Below are 8,080 nucleotides of genomic sequence, written 5' to 3'. Positions count from 1 at the left end.
ATCCGGAGCTTGCCGATATTCGGGATCCCTTGCTTCTGCTTGGTGATCTCCTGGATGCGTGCGATGTTGCAGAGAAAGATCGCTTGTAACAGATCCGTCGGGAGTTGCTTGATCTTTCGTGAAAGCTGAGAGGCACTGATCGACTTCAGATGGTCGTCCTGCAGATCCGGCATGATGCGAAGGTGTTCCGAGATTTCATCATAGCTGGTACGCCCTGCAAGCTGAGACTCCACAAAAATCTGAATGGCTTTACCGGTTGTAAGTTTGCGAGTGCGATGGTCGGCAAGCAGGCCGCGATATTCTCCGACATTCAGCAAATTTAGGCATTTACAAATGACTGATTTTGAGTTATTGTTACCCATGCTATGATCTCCTTCTGTTATGGAGTGGGTAACATGCCTACACCTTAACAATAGGAGATTTTTTTATGAGCAACCAGAAGAATACCAGTAATAGCAACCATATTTAGGATATTTTACAAACAATTTTTCTGTAATTTCTCATGTCAGGTTTGGTGCAAGGCTAGTGGCTGATCCCAGCATTACGAGCAAATGGTACTCGATTTATCGTACTTATTACTCGCGCCATCTGCCAGATCACGCAAAAAAGACAAAAAAAAGACCGCTTCCTCGGAAGCGGTCCTTGCTCACCTGGAGCAAGAAGTTATTGGATAGGAGTGGAGAGAAACCATACTGTACTTTTATTATATGTATACGTTTTCATTCTGTCAACAACTATTTTTAGCGCTTACATTTGCGATCACTATAGGTTTTTGGCTAACGGAACGTATGGACCTTATCCCCCCATTTCCCGGCGATTTCCCGTTGGAACGGAACCCTAAGTCCTTAATGGCGATCACGACTACGTTATCCCAGCAATTAAGCCAAATAAGGTCTCCTCGTTCCCTTAAAACTGGAAAAGGCACGCTCCTACACTAATAACGTCCCTATGTTCCGTTAATCCCCGCTAGCAGCCAACCATTTACAGCCCCAGCTTTGATAAGATTCAGCCTAGGGAAGCAATAGCCTCTGTAGCTCGGCAGCCCGAAAAGTCATGATCCCTGTGAAGTAACAAACAGGAAAGTCAGTATCCCCGTGAATCAACAGACAGGAAAGACACCATCCCTGCGAGGCAGCCCCCAGTAAGGTCATTACCCCGTAGACTAATGCGTTGCAAAGGAATGGCGTAAGCCAACCTCCAGAAATGCAAAAGACCCGGCATTGAATTCAAAATTCAACGCCGAGCTGAAACTTACACATACACAACATAGCCCAAGGATTGGAGGTGAGCTTTCGCCCGCTCCATCTCCCCTTCCTGGCGGAAAGAGAGGCGCAGCACGCCCGGAACGTCCTCGCGGCTTTCGATAATTTGCATGTTGCTCAGGTTAATTTGACGCAGACCAAGTTCGGTCGCAATTTGCCCAATAATCCCTGGCGTATCCGGCACATCAATATAAATGTCGAACAACGAGGTGATGGCCCCTTTGCGCCGCTCCGGCAGTTCGCTGCGAAACTGGTTCGCCTTTTGGAACTCGGCCTCAATCCCTTCACCGTTCTGTGCCTCCAATAAATTGATAAATCCTTCAATCTCGCGGTTCCAGTCCTTCAACAAGTGAAGCAACACGTTCCTGTTACTAAGCAGGATATCCCGCCAAATCACCGGGTCGCTTGATGCGATCCGCGTGATGTCACGGAACCCCCCTGCTGCCAACATCCGGTATAACCCGTTGCTATCGTTGTAATGACGCACCTGATTCACCAAGGCCACCGCAATAATATGCGGCAGATGGCTGATCGCCCCTACGATTTCATCATGCAGAACAGGGTCCACACGCACAATTTGCGCTTTGGTGTACGCCAGCAGTTGCTCCAGGCGATGATAAGCCTCCTCCGGCACACCAGAAGACGGCGTCAGCACATAAAAAGCATTCTCGAACAAAAGCGTCGAAGCCGCCTCCACGCCGGAACGCTCCGATCCAGCCATCGGATGGCCGCCGATGAAATGCACGCCCGGACGGGCAATTTGGGCCGCGCAAGCGGCAACCGACGCCTTAGTACTGCCAACGTCGGTTATAATGCAGCCCGGCTTCAACGGCAACTCGGTCAGCTTCCGTAGGTAATCTTCCAGCAACCCGACCGGCACGCACAAAAAAATAAAGTCGGCATCCGCCGCCGCCTCTTCCATGGACAGAGTCGCGGCGTCAACGACACCGCGCTCCTCAATGCGTTTCAAAGATTCCGGGCGATAGGCGTGTCCAACGACCGTAATTCCCGGCTTGCCTTTGAAGCACAACGCCAGCGAACCGCCGATCAAACCCACGCCAAAAATGGCAATTTTCGTTGTCATCGTATCTCACTCATTTTCTGCGAATAGATTGGGTCAGACCCGAGTCGCCGATTTGCCAAGCACCTGCTCCAAGGCAGTGATAAATCTCGCGTTTTGTTCCGCCGATCCGACGGTCACCCGCACATAGGTAGGATATTTATGGAAACCTCCGCGCACAATAATCCCCAGCTTCAATAGCGACTCAAACATTTCACTTGCCGGACGCTGTACGTCCACCATGATGAAATTACCATGCGCCGGGAAGTACTTCAGGCCCAGTCGATCGAATTCCTTATACAGATAGGCGATCCCTTCGCGGTTCTTCGCACGGCATTCTGACACGAATTCCTGATCGGCCAATGCCGCTTTGGCCGCCGCTTGCCCAATCCGCGAAGTATTAAACGGCTCACGAACCTGATTGATCAGTTTAATAACCGCCGGTTGCCCCACGCCATAGCCGATCCGCAGCGCTGCGAGACCGTAAATTTTAGAAAAAGTACGTAACACAACGAGATTAGGATACTGGTTCAGCAAAGCAATCCCGTTTGTATACTCCGAATCCGTTACATATTCAGCATACGCTTCATCCAAAACGACCAGCACGTTCCCCGGAACTCGATCCAGAAAAGCAACCAGCTTCGCATGCGGCACGATCGTTCCCGTTGGATTGTTCGGGTTGCAAATCCAAACTACTTTCGTTTTGTCCCCGATGCGTTCAAGCATTCCCTCCAAATCGTGGGTCCCTTCCTTCAGCGGCACCTCGATGCTGACGGCCCCTTCAATGTCGGCATTGCTCTTATACACACTGAACGTCTGATCTGCCATCACCGTCTCGTCACCCGGCAGGAAGAAAGCGCGGGCAATCAGCGCGATGATTTCATCCGAACCGCAGCCGAAAATTATTTGCTCCTTCCCCACGCCAAGCTGGCTAGCCAGCGCTTCAGTCAATTCGGCGGCACTGCCATCAGGATACAAGCTTAAGTTCGCCAGCTCCTGTTCAATGGCGGCGCGAACACGCGGCGAGCAACCAAACGGATTTTCGTTAGAGGCCAGCTTAATGACGTCCTCAAGTCCGAGCTCTTTCTTCACTTCTTCAATCGGCTTTCCCGGTTGATATACCGGCAAATTGACGATCTGGGGTTTCGGCAACATATATAGGTTCCTCCTCAAATGACTTTGTGATGATACAGCAAAAAAACTATAATCTCAATTTTGCCACAAAGTCGCGAATTTGCAACAACCCTTGATCCCGAGTCGAAGCCTGGGACAAGAGCGGCAAGTTTTCCTCGATCTTACGCACGATGGCGCTGCCCACGACCGCTCCGTCACAGATCGCAGCAAACCGCTCCACCTGTTCCCGGCTGGAAATACCGAAGCCAACAGCAACGGGCAAATCCGTTTGTGCTTTAACCGAGGAGATAAACTCGTCGACACTGGCATGGAACGAGCTTCGTTCTCCAGTTACGCCCAGCGAAGAGACGCAGTATACGAATCCGCGGGCACGCTCCAAAATTCGTGCAATCCGGCCGCTGGAGGTGGGCGCGACAAGCGGGATCAGCCTGACGCCGGCGGCATCCGCCAAGTTCAGGACCTCCTCCGCCTCTTCATACGGCAAATCCGGGATGATCAAGCCGCTGATTCCCGCCTTCTGCAGCTCAGCAAACAAGCGTTCCGTCCCCATTTGCAGCACAGGATTGTAATAAGTAAACAAGACAAACGGCATACGAATGCCGCGTTCTCTAGCTTTAGATGCCGTCTCGATACAGGAAGCCACCGTGATCCCGTGGACAAGGGCACGTTCCGATGCCCGCTGAATCACCGGGCCATCCGCCAAGGGATCGGAATAAGGTACACCCAGCTCCACCACATCAGCCCCAGCTTCCTCCAGAACGGTCAAAATGTCGAGCGTCGTCTCCGGATCCGGATCACCGACGGTGATAAACGGAACCAGCGCAGTTTTTCCCGCCGCTTTCAGCTTCGCAAACGTATCGTCCAGCAATTGACCTGCCTGTTGGCTCATAACGTCTCCCCGCCTTCCGTATACGCCATAATCGACTCCACGTCCTTATCCCCGCGGCCGGACAAGCAGATGACGATAATTTCGTCCCGGCTCATCGCTGGGGCCATTTTCACCACTTGCGCCACCGCATGCGCCGACTCCAGCGCCGGAATAATCCCTTCGGTCCGGCTTAGCAGCTGAAGGGCATCCAGTGCCTCACGGTCCGTGATCGGATAATACTTCGCACGTTCGATATCCTTCAGATACGAATGCTCAGGGCCAATGCCCGGGTAATCGAGACCGGCAGAGATCGAGTGAGCCGGGAGAACTTGGCCGTACGCGTCCTGAAGCAAGTAACTCATCGAGCCCTGGAAGACGCCTTTGGTACCTTTGGTCATCGTGGCGGCATGGAACTCCGTGTCAATGCCTTTGCCTGCGGCTTCCACACCAACCAAGCGAACCTCCTGATCCTCGATAAACGGATAAAACATCCCGATCGCATTGCTGCCGCCGCCAACCGCAGCGACGAGCATATCCGGCAGCCGGCCTTCCGCCTCTAAAATCTGCTTTCGCGTTTCATCGCCGATAATCCGCTGGAAGTTCCGCACCATCATCGGGTAAGGATGCGGTCCGGTAGCCGATCCGAGAATATAGAAAGTATCATGCACATTGCTTACCCAATAGCGCAGCGCTTCGTTGCAAGCATCTTTTAGCGTACGTGTGCCGGACGTAACCGGGACCACTTCCGCACCCAACAGCTTCATCCGAAACACGTTCAGCTGCTGCCGTTTCGTATCTTCTTCACCCATGAACACCTTGCATTCCAGACCCAGCAAGGCTGCAACTGTAGCCGTAGCAACGCCGTGTTGGCCAGCGCCGGTTTCGGCGATTACTTTCTGCTTGCCCATCCGCTTCGCCAAAATCCCTTGCCCAATCGCGTTGTTAATTTTATGAGCACCGGTATGGTTCAAATCCTCGCGTTTCAAATAGATCTTCGCTCCGCCCAGGTGCTCCGTCAGGCGCTCTGCATAATAAAGCGGCGTCTCCCGTCCGGAATACTGCTTCAGCAGATAAGCGATCTCCGCTTGAAACTCGGGATCATCTTTAAATTTCAAATAGGATTCTTCCAGTTCGATCAAAGCGTTCATCAGCGTTTCGGGCACGTAGCGGCCGCCAAAAGGACCAAATCGCCCATGCTCATCCGGTACCTGCTTCATCATCCCTTCACCCTCTCTACAAATGCTGTTATTTTCGCGATATCCTTTACGCCGTCGGTTTCCACGCCACTTGAGACGTCTACGCCATCCGGCTGCAACGTATCAATCAACGTTCTCACATTGCCGGGATGTAAACCGCCGGCCGCAAAGAACGGGATTCCTCGCTCCTTGGCCCATTGACGAAAAGGCTCTGCTGCTTCCCAATTAAAGGTAACGCCGGAGCCTCCGCCATACTTCGGATCGTACGTGTCGAGCAACAGCCCGTCCAGCACGCCGTCATACTCTGTCAAGGCTGCGCCAGCATGGACCGATCCGTCCGTTTTGACCGAAAATGCCTTGAAAATCTTGACGCCATAAGCGTCCTTCACTTTCCGGCAATAATCCGGGCTTTCCGTCCCGTGGAGCTGCAGGATGTCCAGCGGTGCCTGCCGCAAAACCTCGTCCAGCTCCTCCAAGGTCGGATTGACGAACACCCCAACGCTCTGCGGAACTGCTCCTGTGCTCCACGTTTGCAGCACAGGAAGCAGCACCGCTGCATGACTTCCGCTAATTTGGCGCTTACTTCGGGCAAACACGAATCCAACATAATCTACGGGTAAGTTCACCATAGATTTTAGCACTTCAACGCTTTGAAGTCCACAAATTTTTACGGCTACTTCACCCATGCAACGTCGTCCCTTCAGCATCCATTTCGCGGGAATCCGTTTGAGCTAACGGTCCCATTAAGTCAACTACGGCTTCTCCCACATGTTCTCGACGCATAAACGTTTCTCCGATCAGCACGCCTTGTGCGCCGGCCTGTTGCAGGAATTTGACATCCTGCCGGGTTTGAATCCCGCTCTCGCTGATCAACGTGGCACTGGACGGTACCAACTCCGCCAACGCGGCCGTCGTCTCCAGAGAGACCTCAAACGTCCGCAAATTCCGGTTGTTGATGCCAATCAGTTTCGCTGCTGGCAGCAGCAGAACGCGCTCCAGCTCCTCGCGATCATGCACTTCGATCAGTGCATCGAGTCCCAGCGCCGTAGCGATCGACAGATAGTCGCGAAGCTGTGTATCGCTCAGGATTGCGGCGATCAGCAAGACGGCGTCAGCGCCAAGCAGCCTTGCTTCGTAAATCTGCCGCTCATCAATCACAAAATCCTTGCGCAGCAGCGGCACATTTACCGCCTCGCGAATTGCACTTAAATAGGCGCCGCTGCCCTGAAAATACTGCTCATCCGTCAGCACGGAAATGCAATCCGTTCCCGCCGCTTCATAAGCTGCAGCCAGCTGAACCGGATGGAAATCCGGGCGAATCAAGCCTTTGGAAGGGGACGCCTTTTTCACCTCAGCGATTAACCCCATATCCCGCTTCCGTCCGGTTGTAAGTGCGGCGTGGAATCCCCGCGTCGGTTCCATCGCCGCAATGCGGCGCTCTGCATCTGCAAGGGAGAAGGTTTCTGCCAAACGTGCGACTTCTGCTTTTTTCGTCTCTACAATTCGATCAAGATACATAGCTTAACTCCCCCGTTGTCTGAATCAGTTGTTGCAGCTTGGCATAAGCCTGCCCGGAATCAATCGCATTCGCCGCGATCGTTACTCCCTCCCGAATCGTATTCGCCAAACCAGCCACATATACACAAGCGCCTGCATTAGCCAGTACTACGTCACGGTAAGCCCCACGCTCCCCTTGCAGCACGCGCCGAACGATCTCGGCATTCGTCTGGGGATCGCCCCCAATCATCGCTTCTAGCGGGTAGGTGCGAAGACCCAGATCTTCCGGCTGCAGCTCGTAAGTTGTGATCTCTCCGTTTTTCAACTCAGATACCCGTGTTGGCGACGAAATGCTGATTTCATCCAGCCCTTCTTGGCTGCTGACCACCAGTGCCCGTTTGGAACCAAGCTCACGCAGCACTTCTGCTATGGTTGACGTTTTGCTGCCGTCATAAATGCCCAGCACCTGGCGGTCCGCTCCTGCCGGATTCGTTAATGGCCCCAGCATATTGAAGACCGTCCGAATCCCCAACTCTTTGCGAGGGGCTGCCGCGTGCTTCATCGATGGATGATAGAGCTGTGAAAACATAAAGCAGATGCCGATATCATCCAGACAACGTTTCGCTTGACCGGCGTCCAGTTGAATATTCACGCCCAGCGCTTCGAGAACATCGGCACTTCCCGAACGACCAGATGCCGAACGGTTGCCGTGTTTAGCCACCCGCACCGACACCGAGGCTGCCACGATCGCCGCCGTCGTGGATACGTTGATTTTGTGGATGCCGGATCCGCCCGTTCCGCAGGTATCCAGTAGCTTTTGCGTTTCTGTATGAATTCGGCTGGATGCCCCGCGCATCGCCTCAGCGAAGCCGGTGATTTCCTCAACGGTCTCTCCTTTGATCCGCAGCGCAGTCAACAAACTGCCGATTTGAGCCGGCGTGGATTCGCCGTTCATGATCGCTTGCATCACACCACGCGCTTCATCCCGCGACAAATGCTGTCCTTCAATCAAGCGGCTAATGCCTGCCTGCACGGTTTGCTGTCCTATCATCTCGATTCGCTC

Annotated in this window: 7 protein-coding genes and 1 pseudogene; all 8 read right to left on the bottom strand. The window is 53.3% G+C overall.

Annotation, left to right across the window (positions count from 1 at the left end):
- Nucleotides 1–362: pseudogene (locus RW092_RS04655) on the bottom strand (hypothetical protein); the annotation flags it as partial.
- An 889-nt stretch (nt 363–1,251) separates the two neighbouring features.
- Nucleotides 1,252–2,346 carry a prephenate dehydrogenase gene (locus RW092_RS04650; RefSeq protein WP_316009644.1) on the bottom strand — a complete coding sequence of 365 codons (1,095 nt, stop codon included), beginning with the start codon at nt 2,344–2,346 and terminating at the stop codon, nt 1,252–1,254.
- A gap of 33 nt (nt 2,347–2,379) precedes the next feature.
- The gene (gene hisC, locus RW092_RS04645) at nt 2,380–3,477 is read right to left on the bottom strand and encodes a histidinol-phosphate transaminase (protein WP_316009643.1); all 1,098 of its coding nucleotides are present in this window, start codon (nt 3,475–3,477) and stop codon (nt 2,380–2,382) included.
- A gap of 46 nt (nt 3,478–3,523) precedes the next feature.
- Nucleotides 3,524–4,345 (bottom strand): tryptophan synthase subunit alpha, encoded by an 822-nt coding sequence (trpA, locus tag RW092_RS04640; protein WP_085278527.1) that lies wholly within the window; start codon nt 4,343–4,345, stop codon nt 3,524–3,526.
- Nucleotides 4,342–5,541: a tryptophan synthase subunit beta gene (trpB, locus tag RW092_RS04635; protein WP_085278536.1), complete on the bottom strand. Its 1,200-nt coding sequence runs from the start codon at nt 5,539–5,541 to the stop codon at nt 4,342–4,344. The genes trpA and trpB overlap by 4 nt, the downstream gene beginning before the upstream one ends.
- Complete coding sequence (locus tag RW092_RS04630) at nt 5,541–6,206, bottom strand: phosphoribosylanthranilate isomerase (RefSeq protein WP_316009642.1); 666 nt, start codon at nt 6,204–6,206, stop codon at nt 5,541–5,543. Before RW092_RS04630 ends, trpB begins: the two co-directional genes overlap by 1 nt.
- Nucleotides 6,199–7,038 carry an indole-3-glycerol phosphate synthase TrpC gene (gene trpC / locus RW092_RS04625; RefSeq protein WP_316009641.1) on the bottom strand — a complete coding sequence of 280 codons (840 nt, stop codon included), beginning with the start codon at nt 7,036–7,038 and terminating at the stop codon, nt 6,199–6,201. Before trpC ends, RW092_RS04630 begins: the two co-directional genes overlap by 8 nt.
- Complete coding sequence (gene trpD / locus RW092_RS04620; protein ID WP_085278525.1) at nt 7,028–8,068, bottom strand: anthranilate phosphoribosyltransferase; 1,041 nt, start codon at nt 8,066–8,068, stop codon at nt 7,028–7,030. The genes trpC and trpD overlap by 11 nt, the downstream gene beginning before the upstream one ends.
- Nucleotides 8,069–8,080: the final 12 nt, after the last annotated feature.

It is taken from the genome of Paenibacillus sp. 3LSP (assembly GCF_032465655.1).
In the GTDB taxonomy this organism is placed as follows: Bacteria; Bacillota; Bacilli; order Paenibacillales; family Paenibacillaceae; genus Fontibacillus; species Fontibacillus barengoltzii.
The sequence above is the reverse complement of the archived record's forward strand: the minus strand, read 5'-3'. Positions and strand labels throughout refer to the sequence as shown.

Bases quoted from the DNA above. Each gene is read 5' to 3' on its own strand.
- RW092_RS04650 (WP_316009644.1), bottom strand. From the start codon at position 2,346: ATGACAACGAAAATTGCCATTTTTGGCGTGGGTTTGATCGGCGGTTCG.
- hisC (WP_316009643.1), bottom strand. From the start codon at position 3,477: ATGTTGCCGAAACCCCAGATCGTCAATTTGCCGGTATATCAACCGGGA.
- trpA (WP_085278527.1), bottom strand. From the start codon at position 4,345: ATGAGCCAACAGGCAGGTCAATTGCTGGACGATACGTTTGCGAAGCTG.
- trpB (WP_085278536.1), bottom strand. From the start codon at position 5,541: ATGAAGCAGGTACCGGATGAGCATGGGCGATTTGGTCCTTTTGGCGGC.
- RW092_RS04630 (WP_316009642.1), bottom strand. From the start codon at position 6,206: ATGGGTGAAGTAGCCGTAAAAATTTGTGGACTTCAAAGCGTTGAAGTG.
- trpC (WP_316009641.1), bottom strand. From the start codon at position 7,038: ATGTATCTTGATCGAATTGTAGAGACGAAAAAAGCAGAAGTCGCACGT.
- trpD (WP_085278525.1), bottom strand. From the start codon at position 8,068: ATGATAGGACAGCAAACCGTGCAGGCAGGCATTAGCCGCTTGATTGAA.